The organism is Desulfomicrobium orale DSM 12838 (assembly GCF_001553625.1).
Lineage (GTDB): Bacteria > Desulfobacterota > Desulfovibrionia > Desulfovibrionales > Desulfomicrobiaceae > Desulfomicrobium > Desulfomicrobium orale.
The window spans coordinates 2,429,654-2,452,782 of sequence record NZ_CP014230.1 but is presented as its reverse complement, the minus strand read 5'-3'; the positions used below and the strand labels follow the sequence as shown (position 1 = coordinate 2,452,782).

19 protein-coding genes and 1 pseudogene are annotated in these 23,129 nt (G+C 60.0%); 6 read left to right on the top strand and 14 right to left on the bottom strand.

Annotated features, from left to right (window positions below):
* Positions 1 to 58: 58 nt before the first annotated feature.
* From AXF15_RS11475 to AXF15_RS11435, 9 genes are all read right to left on the bottom strand, one after another.
* On the bottom strand, positions 59 to 1,660 hold the full coding sequence (locus AXF15_RS11475; RefSeq protein WP_083518023.1) for a polysaccharide biosynthesis/export family protein: 1,602 nt from the start codon (positions 1,658 to 1,660) through the stop codon (positions 59 to 61).
* Entirely contained in the window at positions 1,644 to 2,012 is a 369-nt protein-coding gene (locus AXF15_RS11470; RefSeq protein ID WP_066607616.1) for a DVU3141 family protein, read from the bottom strand. The genes AXF15_RS11475 and AXF15_RS11470 overlap by 17 nt, the downstream gene beginning before the upstream one ends.
* Positions 2,013 to 2,700: 688 nt before the next feature.
* Positions 2,701 to 3,108 carry a hypothetical protein gene (locus AXF15_RS11465; protein ID WP_066607613.1) on the bottom strand — a complete coding sequence of 136 codons (408 nt, stop codon included), beginning with the start codon at positions 3,106 to 3,108 and terminating at the stop codon, positions 2,701 to 2,703.
* A 48-nt stretch (positions 3,109 to 3,156) separates the two neighbouring features.
* Positions 3,157 to 3,831: an FAD-dependent thymidylate synthase gene (thyX, locus tag AXF15_RS11460; RefSeq protein WP_066607610.1), complete on the bottom strand. Its 675-nt coding sequence runs from the start codon at positions 3,829 to 3,831 to the stop codon at positions 3,157 to 3,159.
* Positions 3,832 to 3,926: 95 nt separating this feature from the next.
* Positions 3,927 to 4,898: a Holliday junction branch migration DNA helicase RuvB gene (gene ruvB / locus AXF15_RS11455; protein WP_066607608.1), complete on the bottom strand. Its 972-nt coding sequence runs from the start codon at positions 4,896 to 4,898 to the stop codon at positions 3,927 to 3,929.
* A complete protein-coding gene (ruvA, locus tag AXF15_RS11450; protein WP_066607605.1) occupies positions 4,895 to 5,491 on the bottom strand; it encodes a Holliday junction branch migration protein RuvA in 597 nt (198 codons plus the stop codon). Before ruvA ends, ruvB begins: the two co-directional genes overlap by 4 nt.
* Positions 5,492 to 5,540: 49 nt before the next feature.
* Positions 5,541 to 6,059 (bottom strand): crossover junction endodeoxyribonuclease RuvC, encoded by a 519-nt coding sequence (gene ruvC / locus AXF15_RS11445; RefSeq protein ID WP_066607603.1) that lies wholly within the window; start codon positions 6,057 to 6,059, stop codon positions 5,541 to 5,543.
* Positions 6,060 to 6,220: 161 nt separating this feature from the next.
* Positions 6,221 to 6,964 carry a YebC/PmpR family DNA-binding transcriptional regulator gene (locus tag AXF15_RS11440; RefSeq protein ID WP_066607600.1) on the bottom strand — a complete coding sequence of 248 codons (744 nt, stop codon included), beginning with the start codon at positions 6,962 to 6,964 and terminating at the stop codon, positions 6,221 to 6,223.
* A gap of 15 nt (positions 6,965 to 6,979) precedes the next feature.
* Entirely contained in the window at positions 6,980 to 7,582 is a 603-nt protein-coding gene (locus AXF15_RS11435; protein ID WP_066607596.1) for an RlmE family RNA methyltransferase, read from the bottom strand.
* A 38-nt stretch (positions 7,583 to 7,620) separates the two neighbouring features.
* On the opposite strand from AXF15_RS11435, the gene AXF15_RS11430 reads away from it, so the two are divergent.
* Positions 7,621 to 9,114, top strand: coding sequence for a glycosyltransferase family protein (locus AXF15_RS11430; RefSeq protein WP_066607593.1), 1,494 nt, complete (start codon positions 7,621 to 7,623; stop codon positions 9,112 to 9,114).
* Positions 9,115 to 9,117: 3 nt separating this feature from the next.
* Here the strand turns inward: AXF15_RS11430 and AXF15_RS11425 are convergent, their stop codons facing one another.
* A complete protein-coding gene (locus AXF15_RS11425) occupies positions 9,118 to 10,038 on the bottom strand; it encodes a GGDEF domain-containing protein (RefSeq protein ID WP_066607590.1) in 921 nt (306 codons plus the stop codon).
* Positions 10,039 to 10,157: 119 nt separating this feature from the next.
* Positions 10,158 to 10,763, bottom strand: coding sequence for a flavin reductase family protein (locus tag AXF15_RS11420; protein WP_066607588.1), 606 nt, complete (start codon positions 10,761 to 10,763; stop codon positions 10,158 to 10,160).
* A gap of 170 nt (positions 10,764 to 10,933) precedes the next feature.
* Here AXF15_RS11420 and uvrA point away from each other — a divergent pair, with 170 nt between their 5' ends.
* Positions 10,934 to 13,678, top strand: coding sequence for an excinuclease ABC subunit UvrA (gene uvrA, locus AXF15_RS11415; RefSeq protein WP_151192372.1), 2,745 nt, complete (start codon positions 10,934 to 10,936; stop codon positions 13,676 to 13,678).
* A 136-nt stretch (positions 13,679 to 13,814) separates the two neighbouring features.
* On the opposite strand, the gene AXF15_RS11410 is transcribed toward uvrA, so the two are convergent.
* Positions 13,815 to 14,894 carry an NAD(P)H-dependent flavin oxidoreductase gene (locus AXF15_RS11410; protein ID WP_066607584.1) on the bottom strand — a complete coding sequence of 360 codons (1,080 nt, stop codon included), beginning with the start codon at positions 14,892 to 14,894 and terminating at the stop codon, positions 13,815 to 13,817.
* A gap of 371 nt (positions 14,895 to 15,265) precedes the next feature.
* On the opposite strand from AXF15_RS11410, the gene AXF15_RS11405 reads away from it, so the two are divergent.
* Positions 15,266 to 16,705 carry a hypothetical protein gene (locus AXF15_RS11405; protein ID WP_066607581.1) on the top strand — a complete coding sequence of 480 codons (1,440 nt, stop codon included), beginning with the start codon at positions 15,266 to 15,268 and terminating at the stop codon, positions 16,703 to 16,705.
* Positions 16,706 to 16,716: 11 nt separating this feature from the next.
* Here the strand turns inward: AXF15_RS11405 and AXF15_RS11400 are convergent, their stop codons facing one another.
* On the bottom strand, positions 16,717 to 18,030 hold the full coding sequence (locus AXF15_RS11400; RefSeq protein ID WP_211258986.1) for a rhomboid family protein: 1,314 nt from the start codon (positions 18,028 to 18,030) through the stop codon (positions 16,717 to 16,719).
* A gap of 353 nt (positions 18,031 to 18,383) precedes the next feature.
* On the opposite strand from AXF15_RS11400, the gene AXF15_RS11395 reads away from it, so the two are divergent.
* The 3 genes and pseudogenes from AXF15_RS11395 to AXF15_RS13700 form a co-directional block, all read left to right on the top strand.
* Positions 18,384 to 18,695 (top strand): IscA/HesB family protein, encoded by a 312-nt coding sequence (locus tag AXF15_RS11395; protein WP_083518022.1) that lies wholly within the window; start codon positions 18,384 to 18,386, stop codon positions 18,693 to 18,695.
* A gap of 163 nt (positions 18,696 to 18,858) precedes the next feature.
* Positions 18,859 to 20,493, top strand: coding sequence for an FmdE family protein (locus AXF15_RS11390; RefSeq protein WP_066607572.1), 1,635 nt, complete (start codon positions 18,859 to 18,861; stop codon positions 20,491 to 20,493).
* Positions 20,494 to 20,750: 257 nt separating this feature from the next.
* Positions 20,751 to 21,202 (top strand): annotated as a pseudogene (locus AXF15_RS13700) (IS5 family transposase); the annotation flags it as partial.
* Positions 21,203 to 21,306: 104 nt separating this feature from the next.
* Here the strand turns inward: AXF15_RS13700 and AXF15_RS11375 are convergent.
* Positions 21,307 to 23,088: a long-chain-fatty-acid--CoA ligase gene (locus AXF15_RS11375; RefSeq protein WP_066607563.1), complete on the bottom strand. Its 1,782-nt coding sequence runs from the start codon at positions 23,086 to 23,088 to the stop codon at positions 21,307 to 21,309.
* Positions 23,089 to 23,129: the final 41 nt, after the last annotated feature.

Sequence of the window (23,129 nt, the reverse complement as noted above, 5' to 3'; positions counted from 1 at the left end):
CCACGGAACTTGCGGCTCCCCCGCCGTTTGCACCCGGCCGGAGGGATGTGCCCTGCATTCAGTACAGCAGCGAGGGCAGGCCGATCAGGGCGCGTGTGGAAACCGCAACCTGCATGAGCACCTGGGAAATGTCCTTCACCGCCTGCATGCTTTTGGATTCCACCTTGGGAAGAATCAGGATCTGGTCTCCGGGTCTGATGTCGCCGCTGTTTTGGGACACGGCCCCGTTCTGGTGCAGAATCAGGATGCGTTCGGGGTCGGCCCTGTTGCCGTAGCCTCCGGCGCCTTGTACGTAGTCTTCCAGCTTTTTCTCTTCTCCCCAGAGCATGGCCTGGGGAACCATGACTTCTCCGCTGACCAGAACCACATCGCTTTTGGACGGAATGACGATGATGTCGCCGTGCTCCAGAGTGATATCGGATGCACCCGAACGATCCAGCACGACTACGCCTTCCGGTTCGGCCGCTTTGGCCCGTTCCACGAACTTGGCGACCATTTCCGCCTCTCTGGACCGGATTTGCGCTTCCTCGGAGCTGGCGGACGAGGCGGTAAGCACTGTCTCTTCCAGCCGCCGCAGGGACTCGGTGATGGCTTTTTTCTGCCGGGCGGCCACGCTCAGCCGCTTGATATAGATGTCTTGCAGGCTTGCCCGGTCCGGGTCCACGGCAATGAAATTTCTGATTTCCTGCAGTCGCGCTCCCCGGCGTACGGGAAACCGCGACGCTCCCATTACCGCTCCCTGCACTTCCACGAGAATGGTGCTGCTGGTGGTGTCCGCGATGAACTGAATCTGATCGCCATCTTCCAGATGCAGGCTCCCCAGTTCCTTGCGGGGCAGATAGGTGCTGTAGGGCCTGTTGTTGCGCGTCCCGGTGAGCGCAATGTGCGATGCCTGGGCCGTGGGCTCGGCCAGTTCCGCGAGGACGGCTCCCGTGAACCGGTCCTTGAGGAATTCAAACCGCGCCGCGTTGCGGACCGCGCCTGTGGCCGTGACACATGGCCCTTTGTCCGACACGAACAGGGTGTCGCCGTCCTGAAGTCGAACGGAGGGCAGTGCTCCCTGACGTACAAAAGGATACAGATCGAAAGTGGAAACGGATTCGCCTTTGCGAATCAGCCGGATATCCCGATAGCTGCCCCGCTCGGAGTCAATGCCTCCGGCCCGGTCCAGAAAGCTGAGCACCGGATCGCCGGGCGCGCCTGTGTACAGTCCTGGTCTGACCACGCCGCCCGTTACAAAGATGGCTACGGGCCGCGCATTCAGCGCCGCCGCGTAAACCTGGACGCCGGAATGCCCGGCGGCAGCCAGTTTACTGCGCAAGGCTTCCTCCAGCTGGCCGTGATCCAGTCCCGATACCGGAACGAGGCCAATTTCAGGAAGATCGACATGTCCGTCCGGACCGACCCTGAAGGTATCGTCCACCGTGAAGTTTCCGCCCCACAGGCGCAGAACCACCTGATCGCCGGGAAGCAGGACGGCATCTGCCCGGTTGCGGACGAAATTGCCCTGAAAAAGGTTCGCTCCGTAAGGTGGAAGCGTGGCGGCGGATGGAGCACCGCCCAGGGAGAACAGACAAATCAGTGCGAGAGGGAAGAGGAGTTTTCTGGTCACGGCAAGAGATCGGTTGCGCCATTGGCGGAAATCAGGGTTCGATGGCATGCCCCCAGACTCTGGGAGCCATTTTCCAATATCCGTTTTTGTCGCGGCATATGACGACTACCTCGGCATTGCCGTGACTGGACAGCACTGTCCCGCGTTTGCAGTGTTCGCCGTTGGCGGAAACAAACATATCTTCCACTGTGACGCGGATGTTCTCTCCGAATTCTGGATCATCCAGAACGATAGACTGTCCGGGAAGCTCGGCCGCCAGAAATGCTTCCATCGGGCCCAGCGGAGCGGGTTCCGAAATGGGGGGCTCACTGACGGTGTGCCCACAGCCAGCCAGCATCAGGGCTGCGAAAAATATCAGAACCAAGGCCGGTCCCGCTTGGGGCGGATGGAAAGATGGCATGGTGGAATCTCCCTTGAAACCGGAATCCGGCCTCTCCTTGTCACATGCTCAAGGCACGGTTTGCGCCGTTTCACGAAAAACCGGACAAGGCCGCCGATCAGGATAACTGGATCAAGTCCGGTGCCTTTTCCAGGGCAGGACGTATTTCTTACGGATGAATTCAGCACCGCTCACTTGAACTCGTCCAACTTGCCGACAGATCTTTTTTCTCCATTGTCCGCTCTCTGAAAATACTCGACAGCCTGTCTGTAATCCCGGTCAACCCCGTTGCCAAAGTAATAGAGTATCCGAGCATGCGAGTTGACGGCGCATATCCCTGTTTATCAGAATTTTTATAGTAACTGTGCGCCCTGTCATATATATAGCCAACTGTCAGCTGTCCTTCATCGTCTCCGCTCCCGGCATAAGGCATGACAATGTTCAGTGCTTCTTCGTACTGATTTTTTTCTATCAATGCGAGATAGTTGTCTCGGACTCTATCGAACACTCTCCCGGCAAAACTATCTGATGAAAACAGCAGCAAGCAGAACAGAGCGGTATAGATGACCTTTCAGCTGCTTCAATGCGGGGCCGTGGTAACGTCGGGCGCAGCCGCCCGCAAAAGTAATGCAGACAATGAGCAAGAGAGGCAGTATTCTCATTAATCACTTCGGCTGTTGTGATATCTCGGTTTCAAAAATCCGGGTCGTCAGCTTCCGGATTTTCCGGCCGCAGCACCGGCCTCCCGGATACGCGCGGCTACATACGCCACGAAATCTTCGTCCAGTTCATCTACGTTGAAGCAGCGGGCGTCTTCACCCAGAAGACCCTGCGGCACCCAGTCGCCCTGTTCGTCGGGGTCCGTGACCATGTCGTCGTAGAAGCACACGGACAACCAGCGTTGCTCGGGATCGTCGTCGATGACGTCGACCATGACGAACAGCTCCCGCTTCTGCTGGGCAGGATGCGTACCACGCAGGGAGTAGGTGATGCCGGGCCGAGCCTTGAATTCCAGCTTCACGCCATCCATGGCTTCCAGTTCCCGCCAGAAGGTCTGAAAGACGGTTTTGGCGTCGCACTCGTCCCAGTCGGAAAAAAACGACTTCAGTTCCTGCATGATATGCCTCCTTGCGTAGTCAAACGTGCCGCTCCGTATGGGAGAGGCTTACTGCAACACCGCGCCCCGGTCGCCGAGTTCTGCCGCATCCTGTGCGAAACGCTCGGCCAGATCATCGAAAAGAAGCGGAATGCGCGTACGGAAAGCCGACAGAAGCGGCAGCATGATCTGCCGCATCTGCGGGTGGGCGGCCTTGTCGCAACGCAACCGGAAAATATGCCGCCACTGGCGGATGTTGGTGGTGGTCACGATCTCGGTTTTCAGACTGTTGGGCAGGACACTGCGAGCCTCCTGGGCCGAGGCTCCGGCCTCGACCAGACGCAGGTAGGCATCCTCACAGGCCTGCATGGCCGTTTGCCACAAAGCGTAGCGCTCCTCGTCCTCTTTCCAGAAAAACGGCCGGATCACGGTGATTTCATTGCCGAATCTGGAATGCCCGTAATTGGCGTAGCGGGTGCTTTCCTGGGAGAAGGAACACAGGCGGTGGCGGACCAGTTCGTGGGTCACGCCCCGGTCGCAGACTATGCGTACCGTGACCGAGGCGTGCTCCAGCACGCTTTCGTGTCCCAGACGGACGATGCGGGCCAGAAGCTGGCGGGCGGTATCCGGTCCGGCCTTGTCCTCGGACTTGTAGCAGGTCCGTGCGGCCTGTTCGAGGTGGGCCAGAATGAACTCCCCGTCGGGCAGATACATGAAGGAAAAGCTGGGTCTGATGATTCTCATGCTCCCTCCTTGGGGAATTTTTCAGCACTCAAAAGCACTGCCGCACGCTTCCATATCCGTACGGAAGATGAAAAGCTACGGCCTGCCGGCCGATGTCAACTCCGAAGCTTCAGACCGCCGTCGATGTGCTGATACGCCTTGGCCGTGGCTACCCGCCCCCTGGGTGTGCGCTTCAGAAAACCGCACTGGATGAGATAGGGCTCGTAAATGTCCTCTATGGTCCGCACTTCTTCGGAACAGGCCGCGGCAATGGTTTTGACGCCCACTGGGCCGCCGCCGAAACTGCCGATGATGCATTCCAGAATTTTGCGGTCCATGAGATCGAGGCCTCTGGCGTCCACGTCCATGATGTCCAGTCCCCTGGCCGCCACTTCGGCGTCGATGGTGTCTTCTCCGGCCACCTGGGCGTAGTCGGCCACACGGCGCAGCAGACGGTTAGCGATACGCGGCGTGCCGCGCGAGCGGCGGCCGATCTCCAGGGCACCGTCGTCCGAAATGCGTACACCCAGAATCCGCGCGGCGCGGGAGACGATGAGGGACAGCTCTTCGGGCGAGTAGAATTCGAGCCGGCAGATGACCCCGAAGCGGTCCCGCAGGGGCGAAGTGAGCAGTCCCAGACGGGTAGTGGCTCCGACCAGAGTGAAAGGCTCAAGTTCTATTTTGACCGTGCGCGCGCCAGGTCCCTGGCCCACGATGAGATCGAGCTTGAAGTCTTCCATGCCGGGATACAGGATTTCCTCCACCACGGCGGGCATGCGGTGGATTTCGTCGATGAAGAGCAGGTCGTGCCGGTTCAGGCTGGTCAGGATGGCGGCCAGGTCGCCGCTGCGCTCCAGCACGGGGCCGGAGGTGGAAACCAGATTCACGCCCAGTTCGCTGGCCATGATCTGGGCCAGGGTGGTCTTGCCCAGGCCGGGATTGCCGTACAGCAGGCAGTGATCCAGATGCTGTCCCCGGTCTCTGGCCGCTTGCAGGTATATTTTCAGATTGCCGCGCACGTCGTCCTGACCGATGAAATCGTCCAGAGTGCGCGGGCGGATATGTTCTTCGTTCTGGTTCGGGGTCATTTGGGCGCGAAATGTTTGAGAGCCCGGCGGATGGCGCCGCCTGTATCCAGATCAGGGTTTTCTTCGAAAACATGCTTCAGCGCGTCTTCGGCTTCCTGCCGTGCATAGCCCAAAGAGAGCAGGGCCGCCAGTGCGTCGTCGCGGGCCGAGGCCGGAATATCAGGAAGGGCGGACATGGCCGTGTTCTGGCCGGAAAGCTTGTCCTTCAGGTCGAGCACGAGGCGTTTGGCGGTCTTGAGTCCGATACCCGGCGTCCGGGCCAGACCATGGGCATCTTCACGGGCCACACAGGCGGCCAGCTCCTGAGGGGAAAAAACACCGAGCAGGGCCAGGGCGGTTTTGGGGCCCAGCTTGGGAACACCCAGCAGAATGCCGAAAGTTCCGCGTTCTTCCTGGGACGCAAAGCCGAAGAGCGTCAGCGCGTCTTCCCGGACCAGCGTGTACGTGAACAGGCGGACCTCTTCTCCCGGAGCGGGCAGTGCGGCCCGGCTTCTGGTGCTTAAGAACACCTCGTAGCCCACACCGCCCCGTGTGAGCAGGACGCAGGAGTCCAGCTCCAGGGAGAGCAGGGTGCCTTCGATGTAAGCGATCATGGCAAGACCTCGGTCCGGAAGGTTGATGCCGCGGGCCTGCTCCGGCGACTTACAGCCGGGTTACGCCGGGTTGTCCGGCCTCCACGGCGGCCATGAAGCGGCACCGGTTCAGATGGCAGATGGCCACGGCCAAGGCGTCTCCGGCGTCTTCGGCCCAGTCGGGGCGCACGCCGAGAAGCTGACCGACCATGAACGACACCTGGACCTTTTCCGCCCGGCCCGCACCGACAAGGGATTTTTTGACCAGAGTGGGATCATAGCCGAAAATCCCCACGCGATGCACGCCGCACGCGGCCAGAACCGCGCCTCTGGCCTGTCCGAGCTTCAGGGCGGAGGACTGATTCCGGCCGAAAAAAACATTCTCCACTGCCACGGCCTGGGGCGCGTGTGTTTCCAGAAGTTTCTCGATCTTCGCGTACATGAGCCCCAGGCGCATGCTCAGGGTCTCATCCGGCGGGCGGACAGTGCCCGCTTCCACCAGTTCCAGAACGCCGGATTTTTCCCGGACCAGGCCGTAACCCATGCACCGGGAACCGGGATCAACACCGAGCACAAGGCGGTCTGCCATGCCATGCCGTCCATTTTTGGCGGAAATGGAAATCCGGATAAAGAGCGGCTGATCCGCCTTCCGGATGCAAACGCGGGAAAAGCCGGGAGCGGGAGAACCGCGGAGGATTTCCCGGCCCGGCTTTCCGGATCGGAATCTGCCGAAGCACGGGAAACCGGGAACTACTCCATCTCGGCCACCAGTTCGGGCGGCAGCTCGAAATTGGTGTACACGTTCTGCACGTCGTCATTGTCGTCCAGAGCGTCGTAAAGGCGCAGAGCCTTGCGTCCGGTTTCCACATCCACGGCCACCAGATTCTGGGGGATGCGGCTTAGGTCGGCGCTCAAGGGTTCGATGCCCGCAGCCTCAAAAGCGGCCCTGGCCGCGTGGAAATCTTCCACGGAGCACTGTACCTGCCACGAATCGTCGTCGTCGAGCACATCTTCCACACCCGCTTCCAGCCCCACTTCCAGCAGCTGATCTTCGGTGTACAGTTCCTTGTCAAAGGCGAAGACGCCCTTGCGGTCGAACATCCAGGCCACGCAGCCCGCCGCGCCCATGGAGCCGCCGTTTTTGCTCAGAATATGGCGCACTTCGGCCACGGTCCGGTTCTTGTTATCGGTGACGGCCTCGATGAGCAGGGCCACGCCGCCGGGCGCGTAACCTTCGTAGATGATTTCCTCCAGCGCCTCGGAAGCCAGTTCGCCGGTGCCTTTCTTGATGGCCGTGTCGATCTTGTCTTTGGGCAGGTTTACGGCCTTGGCCGCGTCAATGGCCGCGCGCAGCCGGGCGTTCATGGCCGGATCACCGCCGCCTTTGGCCGCCAGAATGATTTCCTTGGTGACCTTGGTGAACATCTTGCCTCTTTTGGCGTCCTGCCGGCCTTTACGGTGCTGGATATTCTTCCATTTACTGTGTCCTGCCATGTTTCCTCCAAAAAATTATTCCGGTTCCGGCGGCGCGAAGCCCGTGCCCAGAATGAAAATTTCCTTGCTTTCGGCCCTGCTGCTATGGGGTTTGACCATGCTCACTTTGGTGAAGTGCGGCCTTATGGACTGCACGAAAGGGCGCACATCCGGCCCTTCGAAGACTTTGGCGATGAAGGTTCCGCCTGCGGCCAGCCATTCTCCGGCCACAGCGAAGGCGGCCTCCACCAGCTGGATGGAGCGGGCTTGATCAGTGAATCTGGAGCCCGTGGTCTTGGGGGCCATATCGCTCATGACCACGTCGAAGGGAGCGAGAAATTCCGCCCGTTCCAGAAATTCCGGCGGCCGGGCGAAGATGTCCGCCTGCAGAAAGGTGACCTGTTCCGGAAAAACAGTGTCCGGCACATTCAGGTCGATCCCCAGCACCCAGCCTCCGGGGCCCACTCGTTCAGCCGCGTACAGGGTCCAGGAGCCGGGGCAGGCCCCCAGATCCAACACTTTCTGTCCGGCGCGCAGAAGCCTGTGCGCCTTGTCCATTTCCTGGAGCTTGTATACGGAGCGGGCAGGGTAATTTTCCTGCTTGGCCTTTCTGAAGTAGTAGTCGCGGTATTGCTTCATGCCCCTGTGATCCGGCAACCATTTGAGCGAAAGCCTTCATGCCAGCCAGACCACCACGTGTAAAGCTCAAAAGCGAACTGGGATTTCCCGTCACCCTGCCCGAAGGGGAAGAGTATCTGGAGTTGTCCGGCCGGGGCGGGGGCATCCTCGTGACTTGGCCGGGTCCTTTGCCTGACCTCTGTCTGCGACACCTCGCGGGCGCGGGGCGCGTTTTTCTGCTGCATGCGCCGGAGCTGGACGCGCAGATGCCCGCGTCCTGGCATGCGGCCGTTCCAGACTCGTGGGAGGTGGTCTCTCCGGAAAAAGCGTCCGGGCTGATGGCCGGGGGCCGGGTGCTGCACTACACTCCGGCCTCCCGGATATTTCCTTCCCTTTTTGCGCCGCTTCTGGCCCGGCGGCAGCCGTTTCCCGCGCGGGAGCCGCTGCCCGAAATCTGGCTGCCGTCCGCACCGTCGGCGCTGGTGGTGCCGGAGCTTTTGCGGGCTGCCCGGCAGCTCGGCTTCTGTCCCCGGATTTTACCGCCGGAGATGAGCTCCGGCCGGATGCGCGAGCTTCTCCGGGATGGTCCGCCCAGGCTTTTTCTGAGCGTCAATTTTCATGGTCTGGATGCCTACGGGGAAATTCAGGCCCTGCTGGAAGCGGCGGGAGCACCGCTCGCTGTCTGGTGCGTGGACAATCCCTTTCATCTGCTCACGAGGCAGAAAAACCGGCTCTGGCAGCGTGCGGAACTTTTTGTCACCGACTCCTGGTTTATGGAGCCTCTGGCCGCACTGGGGGCGCGGGCGCATCATCTGCCTCTGGCCACGGACCCGGAGTTTTTTGCCGCGCGTGGCCCGTGCCCGGAGGGCGACGGTATCTGCTTCGTAGGGCGGACCGGATTTCCGCAGCGGGACCGTTTTTTCGCGGCCTGCTCCGTACCGGAGAGTCTGCTCCGCGAGGCGGAAGCCCTGCCGGGGAGACTGGCGCATTTCGGATGGTGGCGGGACAGGTGGGCGGACCGGCCGCTATGGCCGGGGAACAGCGTGCGGAGCATTGGGTTCGGGGCGGAGCGGTCTTCGGTCGGATGGCGGGAGCGTTGCCTGCGGCATCTGGCCGCGCAGGTTGACCTGACCATCGTCGGGGATGCCGCCTGGAAGGACAGAGTGCCGTCCGCGCGCCTCAAAAAACCGGTGGACTACTACGCCGGTCTGGCCGACGAATACAGACGGGCGCCGTTCTCTCTCAATCTGACCAGTCTGCTTCTGCCGCATGGTCTGACCCAGCGGCATTTCGACATGTGGGCCTGCGGCGGATTTCTGCTCACGGACGCCACGCCGGGCCTGACGCTTTTTCCGCCGGAGCTGGTTCGGGAGGTAAGTTTCGAGGAGCCGGAACAGGCCGTGAGCCTGCTGCGCCGCTTCGCCGGAAATCCCCGTTTGAAGGAAGACGTGCGCACAGCCTGGCGGGAGCATATTCTGGCCGGGCACACCTACGTCCGGCGGCTGGAGCGCATTCTGGAGGTCACGGCGAAGGCGGCCGCCATGCCGCGCTGAGGGTTATCCGGCGGCCACGCAGACCCGGTTCCGGCCCTCCGCCTTGGCCTGATACAGGGCTTTGTCCGCCTGATCGATCAGCCGTTCGCTGGCTTCGTCTCCCCAGGCGTTTTCCAGCTCGGCCACACCGATGGAAACCGTGATCCGTACGCCCTTCAGGATTACCTGCCCGCGCTGGTCGCGGATGACAAAATCGTACTCCTCCATGAGGGCGCGCAGATTCTTCGCGTCTTCCACGGCTTCGGACATGCAGACTCCCGGCAGGACGACGATGAATTCCTCTCCGCCGAAGCGGGCCGGAAAGAATCCTCTGCCCGAGGCCGAGGTGTATTTCGCGGCGTAGCGCATGAGATTCGCCCCCACGGCGACCAGTGCGTGATCCCCCACGCGGTGGCCGTAGGAATCGTTGAATTTCTTGAAGTGATCGATGTCCATGAGCAGCAGGCTCAGGGGTTCGCCCGTGACCGTATACTCATGCGCCACCGTGGAAAAATACTGATCAAAGGCCCGGCGGTTGTTCAGCTTGGTCAGGGGGTCGGTGTAACTCATTTCCACCAGATCGCGGGTGTCCTGCTCCATGTGCGCGACCACGTTTTCGAAAGCCGTGCGGATTCGTCCGATGGTCTCTTCCATGCCGCTCTGCCGCCCGCTCACCGCTCCGATGGCCGTTTCCCGCAGGGAGCGCATCTCTTCGACGCGCTGGACATTCTGAGTGCGCAGATGCTCCATCACGGCCATGGTTTCGAGGAAAGCCCGCTCCAGTTTTTTGCTCCAGGACCAGTGCAGGATGCGGTCCCTTTGCCGCAGCACGTTCTTGAAATTGGCCTCGGAGTAGTCCCGTTCGCGCAGTATCTGGGTCATGAGAGCCCGCAGCTCTTCCCGCTGACGGAGAGAAAATTCGTCGTATTCGAGGATGGAGTGCATATAGAGGAGCAGCGCGCTCCATCTGGAGCGGGGGGCACCTCCGCCTGGTTGAAAGATTCGGCCAGTTCAGAGGAAGAGAAAAATTCGAAGAGATCTTCGGACATCAACCCAATCCTCTCTCACGCCTTGGCCGCGCGGCTGGCGGCCGGATGGTCCTCGCGGTATCCAAGCCCCAGCGAGAAGGCCTGCCCCGCATATTCACCGACGGTATGATACGCCCTGTTTACGGGGGTGAATATCAATGGCTGGACTCTGGCCGCATCCGGATAGCCGCCCGGCCCCAATACGTCCTCATCGGCCTTGACATCGAGAATTTCTCCGATGAACTGCACGTGCATGCCAAGTTCCACCGTGCGGACCAGAACGCATTCCAAGATCAGCGGGAACTCGCCCACATATGGCGCGTCCACCACTTCCGAGCGTACCGGAGTCAGACCCGTCACCGCGAATTTGTTCACATCCCGGCCCGAGGCGATGCCGAAATAATCCGCCTGCGGCGCATACTTCACGGAAGGCACACTGACGGTGAAAGCCTTGCGCGCCAGAATGGAGGCGTAAGTGTGGCGTTCCTCGCGCAGGGACACGGCCAGGCAGGGCGGTTTGGAGCAGCAGATGCCGCCCCAGGCCGCCGTCATGGCGTTGGGATTTCCATGCTCGTCATAGGAGCCCACGATCCAGACCGGCGCGGGCTGAGCCAGCGTCTTCGCCCCGAGAGATACTTTCATCAACAGTCTCCGAAAAGTGAAAATGGCATAGCAAAAAGGCCCCGGTGTACCGCCCGAGGATGTTTTCCGTTGCATCCCGCAAGCCCCTTGCCAGAAGTTTCCATATGGTTATCAGAGGCGTCCTGCAAGACAAACAAGTATTATCTTCCAACATGTTGCAACAAAGTCACATGAACACGAAAGTTATCCGCATCTCCGGCGCGCGCCAGCACAATCTGAAAAATCTGACTCTGGACATTCCCCGCGACCAGCTGGTGGTGGTCTGCGGTCCGTCGGGATCGGGGAAGTCCACCCTGGCCTTTGACATTGTCTACGCCGAGGGACAGCGGCGCTACGTGGAGTCCCTTTCGGCCTACGCCCGCCAGTTTCTGCCGCAGATGAACAAGCCCGCCGTGGATCTCATCGAGGGGCTGACTCCGGCCATTTCCCTGGAGCAGCAGACGGTGTCCAAAAATCCGCGTTCCACCGTGGGCACCGTGACCGAGATTTACGACTTTCTGCGCGTTTTCTACGCCCGCCTGGGTGTGCCGCATTGCCCCGAATGCGGCGATCCCATTCAGGCTCAGACCAGCGACGAAATCATCGGACGGGTTCTCGATCTGCCCGAGGGAACGAAGTTTCTGCTTCTGGCTCCGCTGGTGGTTCACAAGAAGGGCACGCACGCCGACCTTTTCAAGAAGCTCAAATCTCAGGGTTTCGCCAGAGTCCGGGTGAACGGCGGAATCATGCCTCTGGACCCCATGCCGGAACTGGCCAAAAATCAGCGGCACAGCATCGATCTGGTCGTGGACCGGCTGGTGATCAAGGCCGACATGCGAAAACGCCTGGCCGATTCCGTGGAATTGGGTCTCAAATCCGGCGAGGGCCGGATCATCGCGTCCGTGGTGGGCGGGGAGGACATCTTTTTTTCCACGGATGCGGTGTGCTCCCGATGCGGCCTGAGTCTGCCCAGACCGAGCCCGCAGCTTTTTTCCTTCAACAGCCCGCAGGGTGCGTGCCCGCAGTGCTCGGGCCTGGGCAGCGTGGAGTATTACGAACCGGCGCTGCTGGCTCCCAACGCGGGTTTGTCTCTGCGGCAGGGGGCTGTCCTGCTCTGGAAAGGACGCACGCTGGACCGCTTTGCCCCTGCGCTGGAAGCCTTGGGCCGGGAGATGGGCTTCACTCTGGATACGCCTCTGGACAAATTTTCCGAAGCGGCCCGGGACGCCCTTTTTTACGGTCATGCGCCGTGGCCCGGCGTGATCCATTTTCTGGAGCAGGGCAGCGGCCTTGGTTCCATCTGGCAGGATGAACTCTCCCGTTTCCGGCAGACGGCCGACTGCCCGGCCTGCAAGGGTGCCCGGCTGCGGCCCGAGGCTCTGGCCGTACGGGTGGAGGGGCTCGGCATCTTCGATTTCTGCTCGCTGTCCGTTGTCCGTGCTCTGGAGTGGCTCAGAAATCTGTCCTTTTCCGGCGTGGCGGCGGAAATCGCCCAGCCGCTTCTGAAGGAACTCCGCCATCGGCTGGAATTTCTGTCCAACGTGGGGCTCGACTACATCGCCCTGGGCAGGAACATGTCCACCCTGTCCGGAGGCGAAGCCCAGCGCATCCGCCTGGCCGGGCAGCTCGGTTCGGGCCTGGTGGGCGTGACCTACGTGCTGGACGAGCCGAGCATCGGCCTGCATCCCGGCGACAACCAGCGCCTGATTAACACCCTGCGACAGTTGCAGGGCAGGGGCAACACGGTGCTGGTGGTGGAGCACGACGAGCCCACCATCCGCGCCGCGGATCACGTGCTGGAACTGGGGCCGGGCTCCGGCTTTCTGGGCGGGGATCTGGTTTTCAGCGGCTCTCCGGCGGAGCTGGCCGGATCGTCCCAGAGCCTGACCGGAAAATATCTGCGCGGCGACCTGCGTATAGAGCGCCCCGCCAGCCGACGCGTCTCCCGCCGGGCCATCACCCTGCACGGCGTTGGGACCAACAATCTGCGCCATATCGACGCGGCCTTCCCGCTGGACTGTCTGGTATGCATCACGGGCGTGTCCGGATCGGGCAAGAGTTCTCTGGTCATGGACACGCTGTACAAACATTTGGCCCTGGCCAGGGGCATGAAAGTGGACGGGCCCGGGACCATCACCGGTATGACCGGCGCGGAGGCCGTGGAAAAAATCATCTCCATCGACCAGAGTCCCATCGGCCGCACGCCGCGCTCCAATCCGGCCACCTACACCAAGATTTTCGACGAAATCCGGACCATCTTCGCCGGCAGCAAGGATGCCAAAAAGCGCGGCTATACGCCCGGCAGATTCAGTTTCAACGTGCGCGGCGGGCGCTGCGAGGCCTGTCAGGGCGATGGCCAGATCAGGGTGGAGATGCATTTTCTCCCCGACGTCTTCGTCACCTGCGAGGTCTGCGGCGGCAAGCGGTACAACCGCGAAACCCTGGATATTCTGTACAGGGACAAATCCATTGCCGATGTGCTGGACATGACCGTCCGGCAGGCGCGGAAGTTCTTCGCCAACCACGCCGCACTGGAGCGCAGGCTGGGCGTGCTGGAAGAAGTGGGGCTGGAATATATCCGCCTGGGACAGCCGGCTACCACCCTGTCCGGCGGCGAGGCCCAGCGCATCAAGCTGTCCCGCGAACTGGGCAAACGCAGCCTGCCCGGCACGCTGTACATCCTGGATGAGCCGACCACAGGTCTGCACATGCACGAGGTGGGCAAGCTCATCTCCGTGCTGCATCAGCTGGTGGACAAGGGGGCCTCGGTCGTCGTCATCGAACACAATCTGGATATGGTGGCTGCGGCGGATTACGTCATGGATCTCGGCCCCGGCGGCGGGGACAACGGCGGCCTCATCGTGGCTCAGGGAACGCCGGAGGAATTGTCCGCCAATCCGGCTTCGGTCACTGGCCCCTTTCTGACGTTCCCATGATTCCACTCGCCAGAGCCCTTGCCCTGCCTGATATTTTCGAACCTGCCGTGCCTTCCGGCCGATAAGGAAACGAAAAATGCCGGGGAACTCCAAAACGGGAGAACCCCGGCGTTTCCGCAGCGAGGGGGAGGGAAGATCAGGAACCCGCCGCTTGCAGGTAGCTCTGCCGCAAGGAATTGATCAGTTCCTTGACGGATACGATGGACTCCACCCGGTAGGCGTTCTTGCCCGCGAAGGCGAACCCCTGCCGGAGCAGTCCTTTCTTGGCGTTTACCAATGCAAGCCCGATGCAGTACGGGCTTTTGGTGTAATCGCAGGATGAGATGCAGTGGAACGGGCAGCGAAACGGTTTTTTGAGCCCGTTTTTCACGTCTTCCAGAAATGCGCCGATGACCGCCCGGCCGGGAAGCCCCACCGGGCTCTTGATGATCTGGATATCTTCTTCCTTGGCCTGAACATAGGTTTCCTTGAATCTGGGATCGGCGTCGCATTCGTGCGTGGCCACGAACCGGGTGCCCATCTGCACTCCGGCCGCGCCCATGCGCAGGAACTGGTCGATGTCCGCGCCGTCGTAGATGCCTCCGGCGGCGATGACCGGGATGGGGCGCTGGGCTTTTTCCTCGAACTCACGGACGGTCTCGATGACCTGCGGCACGGTCTTTTCCAGGGAGAATTCCGGATCGTCGATCTGCTCCGGCTTGAATCCCAGATGGCCGCCGGCCTTGGGGCCTTCCACCACGAATGCGTCCGGAAGGTAATCGAACCGGGACAGCCATTTCTTGCAGATCACGGCCGCCGCTCTGGCCGAGGAAATGATGGGCACCAGCTTGGTCCGGGCTCCGTCCCTGAGATATCCGGGCAGATCCAGCGGCAGTCCCGCTCCCGCGAAAATGATGTCCGCGCCTTCCTTGATGGAGGTTTTGACCATGTCGCTGAAATTGGTCAGGGCCACCATGATGTTCACTCCCAGAATACCGTCGGTCTTCTCGCGGGCCGCGCGCAGTTCCCTTTGCAGGGCTCTGACGTTGGCCTCGCGGTAGTTGGAGCCGATATCCGGTTCGCCCATGCCGATCATGGCCGCCGCGATAACGCCGATTCCCCCTTCCTTTGCCACGGCCGAAGCCAGTCCGGAAAGAGAAATGCCGACTCCCATGCCGCCCTGAATGACGGGAATTTTCGCCACCAGGTCGCCGATTTTCAACTGCGGGAAGTCCATTGTCTTCTCCTGTGTGGATTTTTTCGAAGTATGCCAGCCGGACAATTTGAGTGTATGTTCAGTCCGGATCCATTCAGGGCTATGCCAAAGCATAAGACCGAGTCAACGGGAAAGAACGGACCGGGAATGCGGAAGGTATTGCGGGATGATTTTGTCCTGAGCGAGTGCTCAGGATACGGAATCGGTTCGTCGGGTTGTCTTCACGGGATTGCCCGGCCCTGGCATTGCGGGTAACTCTTCGGCGGGAAGGAACCGGCCGACGCATCCAGTCCCAAGTGAGGGGGAAATTCGGGCTGTTTCCATACCCGTCTTACGGTCATTGTGACTTCGGTACGCATAACCATCTGATTTCATGTGAATGAGTGGTGTCCATGAACGCTTCCGAGAACTGCATCCGGCATCAGGACAGAAAGGCGCACTGGATTTGCCCGAAATGCGAGAGCGGCTATTGTCCCGCATGCGTCTCCAAACGGTCTTCCGGACTGTACAGGAAGAAAGCCAAATACTTCTGCCCGAAATGCAACATCCCGGCAGAGTGGGTCGGCGCGAGCAATCTCATCCCGCCGTTCTGGAAGCGGCTGCACAATTTTTTCACCTACCCCATCGCTCGCGGTCCTCTTCTCCTGATATTTGTGTGCGCGGGACTGTGCTCCCTGCCTTCGATCCTGGGTCCGCTGGGGTTCCTGTTCAATCTTCCGGGCTGGGGACTGTCTCTGAAGTACGCCTTCGAGATCCTGCGCGCCACAAGCCGGGGGAAGCTCGTCCCTCCGAAGATCGACATGGAGGTCCTGAGTGCGAATTTCGGTCAGGTGTTCCAACAGACCATCATCCTGATCATTCTGGCCCTGCTCGGCTTCTCCCTGCTGCGCAGTACAGAGAGCGGGCTCCTTCTGTTCCTTTATATCGTACTCATTGTTTTCTTCTGGCCGGCCATAGTTATCTTGCAGGTCACCTCGGGCTCCATTCTGAGCGCCATCAATCCGCTCTTTTTTGTTCCTCTTGTCGTGCGTATCGGATGGGCCTACCTGCTCATGTATTTCTTTCTTCTGCTTGTGTTTGCTGCTCCGGCATACATACTGTCTTTCGTGGAGTCCATGGAGGTTCATCTTTTCGCGTTTATATTCTGCAAGAACATTCTCAACATATATTACATGTTTCTCATGTATCATCTCATGGGATATGTACTGCTCCAGTATCATCTGGAGCTCGGATATTCCGTGGACTACGAGGACTTCGAGGACATCGGCAAAAATGAATACGATACGCCGGAGGAATCCTCTCCGGAAGTGATCCGCATAGAACTGCTGTTGCAGGAAGGACGGCTGGACGAAGCGTTGTCCATACTGCGGAGCAAGGCCAATACCGGAGAACTCGCCGATGTCGAGCTGGCCGGAAAGTATCATGAGCTGCTCAAAATCAAGAGCGACTTCAAAGAGATGTGCGCTTTTGCCCCGTATTACATGAAAAATCTGCTTGCGGCCGGAAAAATCAGGGATTGCGTGCGGATATACGAAGACTGCGCGGCGCAGAATGCCGGGTTTCTGCCCGGCGCGGCGGTTGCGCCGGATCTTGGGGAAGAGCTGGAGGCGGCGGGGAAGTATCGTGAAGCTCTGAAGCTGTATGGCGGTTTTCTGCGAACATATCCTCAGGACGGAAAACTCGGCGAAATATGTCTGAGGGCGGCTATTTTGCTGAACGAACGCATGGCCAGCCGCGACAGGGCGCGCAAGCTTCTCGAGGCGGCTATGGCCCGGATTCCTGAATCTCCGGTGCAGGAGAGGATCGCCAACTATCTGAAAAATTCCTTGTGAGGCAGATCTGGTCAGCCGCTGCGGAGGGCGCTTTGTGCCAGTATGGCTTCCTGGCTGTGAGGATATCTCGCGGCGAGAAGACGCAGGCAGAGCACGCCGCGTTCGTCATTGCCGGAGCGGCGCAGACCATGGGCAAGTTGCAGGAGCAGCGCCGGTATTTGGGGCGTGCCGGGGGCGCGGCGGATAATCAGGGCCACGGCTTTCTCCAGTTCTCCCCACTGTTCCTGACGGGACAGGAAGGAGGCCAGGGATGCCAGCCGTTCCGGCCGTTCCGGCCAGGCGTTTCGCCGGACCAGTTCCTGATACACAGCAAGGGCTTCGGAGTCCGAACCGGCGGCCGCGAGACGCTCCAGAAGATTTTGTCCGTATCGCGCCATGGCCGGCACGTCGGTCCGTGCTTTGGCAATGGCGAAAAGCTGCTGGTGGGCGCGCAGGTGATGCGGGTCCTGGCGGACCACATCCTGCAAAATTTCTTCGGCGCGTTCAAAGCGGAGCTCCCGCATGGCGAGCAAGGCGTCGGCGAAAAGCGTTTCGGTCAGATCCGCAGGCTGCTCCTCGGGATCGGCAGCGTCCACTTTCACGGCCAGAAAGCGTCGCAGGACAAAGCCTATGGCCGCTCCGCCGAGCAGTCCGCCTACATGGGCCATGTAGGCGACATTGTTTGTCTCCCCGTATTGCAGGTTGTTAAACAGCTCATAGCCTATCCACAGAGGAAGCAGGAGCATGGCCGGCACGCGCAGGTAGTTGAAGTAGAAACCCAGCATGAGAAAGATTTTGATCCGTTGCATGCCGTAGAGAGTGGTGATGGCTCCCATGATTCCGGCGATGGAGCCGGACGCGCCCACCAGAGTGCTTATGGTCTGGCCAGGAAGGGTGCCCAGAAAAAGTCCGGCCGCGCACAGGCCGCCGCCGAGATACACCAGGGCGAGTACCAGTGCGCCGCATCCCTGCTCCAGCAGGCAGCCGGCCAGCCATAAAAAGATCATGTTGCCCAGCAGGTGATCCCAGCCTCCATGTAAAAACATATGCGTGAAAAATTGGGACCACCGGGGATTGTCCGTCGAAAGGCCGAAGCGGGCACTGACCGTTTTTTGCAGCAGATTTTCGTATCTGTCTCTGTTCTTCTTCCATGTGGGATACTCTTCAGCCGTATGCGGGATGATTTCCCCACGAGTGAGCTTCCATTCGAAGTCCTTGTCCCGCTTCATGAGAAAGAATTTTTCTTCGGGCGAGATGTTTTTTTCTTCGATATTCCCCTTATACGATTTGTAGAAGGAGAATTCCATGTCGAGAAGGCCTGACTCCACATAATACTCAATGGCCATTTCATGATACAGATCGTCATTTCTTTGAAAAAGAAGGAACACGGCGACATTTATGAGAACAAGGCATAATGTGCAGTATGGAAATGTGCGCAGAGTTATTTTTCTGTAAAGAGGGATGATCATGCTTTTCTCGTGTATTTCTGTGTTCCGGACATGAGATGCCTTTCAAAATTTCCATGGAAATTTCAATAACCATTCGGGAGTGTTTTGGCTCTCGCCCGGGCATTGCTGCCCGTGCCCCTGACATCCGCCGGAGAAATGATCTGCCGCGCCGTGAACGAAACTTTCCGGCATGACAATTGACATCGGGACTGTCAGTAACTACCTGCCTGCCTCACAACAAGGAGGATATTATGTTTGAACTGGCCAAGGCTGCCAAAGAGCAGCTGGATATGCACTTCGCGGGAAAGGAAGTTTCCCCGATCCGGGTTTACATGGCGGCAGGCTGAGGCGGACCTCGCTTGGCGCTTGCTCTGGATGAGCAAAAGGATACAGATGTCGTACACGAGGTCGAAGGGTACACCTTCCTTGTCGAAAAGTCCCTGATGGGCGAGGCCAAATCCATTTCCGTGGAATTCCACCCGCATATGGGTTTCAACGTCAACTCCGCGCTCAAGATGCAGAATGCGGGCGGCGGGTGCAGCTCCTGCACGTCCTGCGGCTAGAGAACGCGTATTCATCATAACTTCAGGAGACAGGGATGTCCGGGCTGCCGGGTGTCCCTGTTTTTTGATGCCCGGCCTGCCGCCTTGAGGCTGTGCCGCCGGGTGTGCAAGGTTCTTGCGGAAGCCATCTCCCGGGCTTTCCATCATTCACTGTGAGGAACATATGCATATCGGTCCTTATTCGTTCGAGGAGTTCAAACGTCTTGCGGAGAATTTTCACGGATACGCGGCCCCCGGCCTGCTTGTGGGCGGCTATATGGTCGAACTGGCCAAGCGCCATCTCCCGGAGGGCACTCTCTTCGAGGCCGTGGTCGAGAGCCGCAAGTGCCTGCCCGATGCCGTGCAGCTTCTGACTTTGTGCAGCACGGGCAACAACTGGATGAAGATCCATAACCTTGGACGGTACGCCGTTTCCCTCTTCGACAAGCACACCGGCGAGGGCGTGCGGGTCAGCATCGATCCGGCCCGGCTTGCGGTCTTTCCGGAAATCGAGGCTTGGTTTCTGAAGAAAAAGCCCAAGAAGGATCAGGACGAGGCTCGTCTGCTGAGGGAAATCGAGGCCGCGGGAGAGAACCTCTGCAAGGTGGAGGCGATGACCATCAAGCGTCGTTTCCTGGGCCATTCGCATATGAAAGAGATAGGCGTGTGTGCTCTGTGCGGCGAGGCTTATCCTACGGACGACGGTCCCATCTGCCGCGGCTGCCAGGGGGAGGCTCCCTATGTGACGGTAGGGCGGACGGTCAAAGCCGTTTCTCCGGTGCGGGTGGTGCCGGTGGAAGAAGCCGTGGGAGAGCAGGCTGCGCACGACATGACCCGCATAGAGCCGGGCGTGTTCAAGGGGCCGGAGTTCAAGGCCGGGCAGCGGATTACCGTGGGCGACATCTGCCGGCTGCAACAGATGGGGCGTTTCCATGTGGCCGTACAGGGCGGCTCGGCCTCCACGGAAGGACTGGTGCACGAGAACGAGGCGGCGGAACAGTTCGCCCGGCGCATGGCCGGACTGGGGGTGACCTACAGTCTGCCTCCGCACGAAGGAAAGATCGATTTTATGGCCGGTATCGACGGCCTGTTCTGCGTCGATGTGGAGCGGATGCGATGTTTCAACATGATTCCCGAGATCATGGCGGCCTCGCGCCAGGATGGAGCGGTGGTCTCCAAGGGCGACAAGCTGGCTGGCACGCGGGCCATACCGCTTCATATCAGTTCCGAACGTCTGGGGGAGGCGCTGCATGTGCTCGGCAGTGAACCTCTCTTTCGCGTGTTGCCGCTGCGACAGGCCAAGGTGGGCATTCTGGTGACCGGCACCGAAGTGTTTCAGGGCGTCATTGAGGACAGGTTCATTCCCGTGATCACGGCCAAGGCCAGGCAGTACCGCTGCACGGTGGTCAAATCCGTCATCGCCCCCGACGACCGGGAGGCTATCGCCTCGGCGGTTGCGGACATCCGTGAGGCGGGCGCGGACCTGCTGGTAACCACGGGAGGACTGTCTGTGGACCCCGACGACGTCACCCGGCAGGCTCTGCTCGAGGCCGGACTGACGGATGTGCTGCACGGCGTTCCGGTACTGCCCGGGGCCATGAGCCTCATGGGCAGGCTTCCCGGCCGCGACGGCTGGATGCAGGTTCTCGGTGTGCCCGCCTGCGCGCTCTATTTCAAGACGACATTTCTGGATCTTGTGCTGCCGCGTATGCTGGCCGGGCGGGAAATCACCCGCGCGGAACTCTCCCGCATGGGCGAAGGCGGTTTTTGTCTGGCCTGCAAAGTATGCACATACCCCAAGTGCCAGTTCGGAAAGTAAGTGGTGGCGGCCTTTATGGAGGGGTGAGGGAAATTCTGAGGCCCTCCGGCAGGTGCCCGCAGAGTTCGGGGATTGCATAAGACCCGCAGGACTCCGGTCATGCTGCAGTATGACCGGAGTCTGCAGGTTCGGGGTCAGTTCAGGTTATCTGGGCGCCCGGGCCAGGTCGATGCCGAGAGCGTCGGCGACGCCTTTGCCATAGGCAGGGTCGGCCTTCAGGCAATTGGAGATATGCCGGATTTTGACCTCTTCCGGGGCATCCCCATGCTGCCGGAGCGGTTGGCGGCAACTAGGCGATGAGCCGTACAAAAGGGGGCTCAACACCAAAATACATCTGGCCGTGGATGCGCATGGCATGCCGCTCAGAGTTGTTGTTACAGAAGGTACCAGAGCTGATTGCAAGGAAGCGTGTGCATTGATTGATGGCTTGAGCGCGGAGATGCTTTTGCCTGGTCGCGGATATGACAGCAATGAACTTACAGACAAGGCTGTTGAGTCCGGCTGCCAGTCCGTCATCCCGCCCAGAAAAAATCGCAGGGAACAGCGCGACTATGACAGAGAACTGTACCGTGTACGGCACCTGGTCGGGAACGCCTTTCTTCACCTCAAGAGATGGCGTGGCATCGCCACGTGTTATGCAAAACGAAGCCTCTCCTTCCTTGCCGCCGTGCAAATCAGGTGTATCTCATTGTGGGCAGAAATAATTTGACGGCACTATCTAAAAAAGTCCTCCCAAGGACAATTTCAGGGCGCGGGATTTGTTTCGCGGTTACGGCAGCGGATCACGCTGCCGCATTTCAAAGTTGAGATGCTCTAAATGCTCTCATCCTCCTGTCCGCGCTGATTTTCTTTCATTTCAAAACCATCGCCGGTGAGTTCGTCGTCACAGTCTCCGTCGTGATCGCCCCGGCGTTCCTCTTCTTCGCGGATGACCCGGCGCAGGACCTTGCCCACAATGGATTTGGGCAGCTCGTCCCGGAACTCCACCTGTTTGGGCACCTTGTAATTGGCCAGTTTTTCCCGGCAGAAGGCCAGCACTTCGGCCTTGGTCAGGGTGTATCCTTCCCGCAGCACGATATAGGCCTTGATGATTTCTCCTCTGGTCCGGTGGTTGATGCCCACGCTCACGGCTTCCTTGACGGCCGGGTGCTCGTGCAGGACCTCGTCGATTTCCCGCGGATAGACGTTGTATCCCCCGGTGATGATGAGATCTTTCTTGCGGTCCACGATGAAGAAATAGCCCTCTTCGTCCATGTAGGCGATGTCGCCGGTGTAGAGCCAGCCGTTTCTGAGCACGGATGCCGTTTCATCGGGCCGGTTCCAATAACCGCCCATGACCTGGGGGCCGCGGATGACAAGTTCGCCGATCTTGCCCGGAGGCAGGGGCACGGAGCCCACGTCCATATCCACAATGGCCGCGTCCGTATCGGGAAAGGGCAGGCCGATGGAGCCGTTCTTGTTCACCCCGAGCAGCGGATTCAGGTGCGTGATGGGCGAGGCTTCGGTCAGTCCGTACCCCTCCACGATGCGCGCCCCGGTCAGTTTGTTGAATTTTTCCATGACCGGGACGGGCATGGGGGCCGAGCCGGAAATACAGTAGCGCACCGAGGACAGGTCGTAGCGGGCCAGATTCTTCTGCTGGAGCAGGGCCACGAATATGGACGGAGCGCAGGGGAAGATGGTCGGGCGCTTTTTGCTGATGGTCTTCAGCACGTCCGCGGGGGTGAATTTGGGCACGGGAATGAGGGTCGCGCCGATGAGCATGCCAAAATTGACGCACACCGTCAGGCCGTAAATATGAAAGAACGGCAGCAGGCCCAGGATGACCTGTCCGGTTTCCCGCTCTTCCGAGATGCCGTGCAGCACAGCCTGGCACTGTCTCGCGTTGCACAAGAGATTGGCGTGGGTCAGCATCACGCCCTTGGATACGCCGGTGGTGCCGCCGGTGTATTGCAGCAGGGCCAGATCTTTCTGCGGATCAATAGGATGGGGCGGCTCCACGGCCGTGCGCGCGAGCAGGCTTTTCCAGGATGCAACGCCGGAAGAGCCGTAAGGAATGTCGGGCAGCCGGTGTTCACGCCGGGATTTGAACATGTAGAGCAGATTCAGCGGGAAGCGCAGACAGTCGGATATGGACGTGATGAAGATGCGTTCGAGCCCCAGACGCGGGCGCAGGCTGTCTATGCGATTCCAGAGCAGATCGAGGGTGATGAGGGTGGCGGCCCCGGAATCGTTGAAGTGATGAACCAGCTCCTTTTCCATGTACAGGGGGTTGGTCATGACCACCACGGCTCCGAGCCGGAGACAGGCCCAATAGCTGATGACGGCCTGGGGACAGTTGGGGAGCATGATGGCTACCCGGTCGCCGGGCCGGACGCCGGATCTTCTCAGGTTGGTGCCGGTCAGATCCACCAGAACCTTGAGCTTTCTGTAGCTTACGCGCCAGTTGTTGAAGATCAGGGCCGTGCGTTCGGGATGGCGTTCAGCCGCGCGGGCCAGTATCTCGTACATGCTGATATGTTCGTAGCTCAGATTGGCCGAGACTTCCTTGTCGTAATGCTGGAGCCAGACGCGGCTTATTCCTTTGTCGATCATGATCTTTCCTCGAAAGATGTCCGGTTGAGGCGTTGCGTGCG

Coding starts and splice junctions, on each gene's coding strand:
- ruvC (WP_066607603.1), bottom strand. CDS start 6,059: ATGGCAGACCGCCTTGTGCTCGGTGTTGATCCCGGTTCCCGGTGCATG.
- ruvB (WP_066607608.1), bottom strand. CDS start 4,898: ATGACCCCGAACCAGAACGAAGAACATATCCGCCCGCGCACTCTGGAC.
- AXF15_RS11475 (WP_083518023.1), bottom strand. CDS start 1,660: ATGCCATCGAACCCTGATTTCCGCCAATGGCGCAACCGATCTCTTGCC.
- thyX (WP_066607610.1), bottom strand. CDS start 3,831: ATGAGAATCATCAGACCCAGCTTTTCCTTCATGTATCTGCCCGACGGG.
- AXF15_RS11440 (WP_066607600.1), bottom strand. CDS start 6,964: ATGGCAGGACACAGTAAATGGAAGAATATCCAGCACCGTAAAGGCCGG.
- AXF15_RS11375 (WP_066607563.1), bottom strand. CDS start 23,088: ATGATCGACAAAGGAATAAGCCGCGTCTGGCTCCAGCATTACGACAAG.
- uvrA (WP_151192372.1), top strand. CDS start 10,934: ATGAACACGAAAGTTATCCGCATCTCCGGCGCGCGCCAGCACAATCTG.
- ruvA (WP_066607605.1), bottom strand. CDS start 5,491: ATGATCGCTTACATCGAAGGCACCCTGCTCTCCCTGGAGCTGGACTCC.
- AXF15_RS11465 (WP_066607613.1), bottom strand. CDS start 3,108: ATGCAGGAACTGAAGTCGTTTTTTTCCGACTGGGACGAGTGCGACGCC.
- AXF15_RS11430 (WP_066607593.1), top strand. CDS start 7,621: ATGCCAGCCAGACCACCACGTGTAAAGCTCAAAAGCGAACTGGGATTT.
- AXF15_RS11435 (WP_066607596.1), bottom strand. CDS start 7,582: ATGAAGCAATACCGCGACTACTACTTCAGAAAGGCCAAGCAGGAAAAT.
- AXF15_RS11410 (WP_066607584.1), bottom strand. CDS start 14,894: ATGGACTTCCCGCAGTTGAAAATCGGCGACCTGGTGGCGAAAATTCCC.
- AXF15_RS11425 (WP_066607590.1), bottom strand. CDS start 10,038: ATGCACTCCATCCTCGAATACGACGAATTTTCTCTCCGTCAGCGGGAA.
- AXF15_RS11405 (WP_066607581.1), top strand. CDS start 15,266: ATGAACGCTTCCGAGAACTGCATCCGGCATCAGGACAGAAAGGCGCAC.
- AXF15_RS11390 (WP_066607572.1), top strand. CDS start 18,859: ATGCATATCGGTCCTTATTCGTTCGAGGAGTTCAAACGTCTTGCGGAG.
- AXF15_RS11470 (WP_066607616.1), bottom strand. CDS start 2,012: ATGCCATCTTTCCATCCGCCCCAAGCGGGACCGGCCTTGGTTCTGATA.
- AXF15_RS11400 (WP_211258986.1), bottom strand. CDS start 18,030: ATGGCCATTGAGTATTATGTGGAGTCAGGCCTTCTCGACATGGAATTC.
- AXF15_RS11420 (WP_066607588.1), bottom strand. CDS start 10,763: ATGAAAGTATCTCTCGGGGCGAAGACGCTGGCTCAGCCCGCGCCGGTC.